Annotated in this window: 1 protein-coding gene and 1 pseudogene; both read right to left on the reverse strand. The window is 71.7% G+C overall.

Annotated elements, in window-relative coordinates:
- Positions 1-274 (reverse strand): annotated as a pseudogene (locus D8M34_RS18555) (hypothetical protein); the annotation flags it as partial.
- A 44-nt stretch (positions 275-318) separates the two neighbouring features.
- Positions 319-763 (reverse strand): aldehyde dehydrogenase family protein (locus D8M34_RS18560; RefSeq protein ID WP_126894742.1); only part of this gene is annotated, 445 nt, incomplete at its 5' end.

Here is a 763-nt window from a genome sequence, read left to right on the forward strand (position 1 = left end):
CCTTCCAGCGCGCGACGGGGACGAGCACGTCGAACCCGAGCCGGTCGGCCCGCTGGGAGATCTCCTTGGTGTGCTCCCAGGTGATCTCGTAGCTCGACGGGGCGTGGCTCATGATCAGCCCGTACGAGCAGTTGCTGCCGAACAGTCCGAGCTTCATCTTCTGGTCGCCGAACAGCGGGTTCGTGGTCGTCCGGTCGGCCGCAGGCCGGGTCTCCGAGGCGGGCCGGGGGTCGGGGGGGGCGAGCCCGCGGCGCTCGTTGGCGGTCACGGTCATGGTCGTCTCCTTCGACGTCGTGTGTGGGGGCTGAGGAGTGCGGGTCAGCCGAGCTGGAAGGGGTCGCGCGTCCCGCCGGTCAGCTCGACGAAGACGGACTTGTTCTCGGTGTACTCGTGGACCGCGTCGACGCCGTTCTCCCGGCCGATGCCGGAGGCCCCGAAGCCGCCGAAGGGCATGTTGGGGGCGATCACGCGGTAGGCGTTGACCCAGACCGTGCCCGCGCGCAGCCGCGTTGCGACGCGGTGGGCGCGGTGGACGTCCTTGGTCCAGACCGCGCCGGCGAGGCCGTAGGGGGTGTCGTTGGCGAGCTTGAGCGCCGCGTCCTCGTCGGTGAAGGTGTAGGCGGCGAGCACCGGCCCGAACACCTCCTCCCGGACGACCTTGTTCTCCGGGGTCACGTTCGTGACGACCGTGGGCCGGACGAACAGGCCGCCGCGCTCGGCGTCGGGCTCGCCGCCGCAGGCGAAGGTCGCGCCCTCGGCGGCC

It is taken from the genome of Microbacterium sp. HSID17254 (assembly GCF_003989315.1).
In the GTDB taxonomy this organism is placed as follows: Bacteria; Actinomycetota; Actinomycetes; order Actinomycetales; family Microbacteriaceae; genus Microbacterium.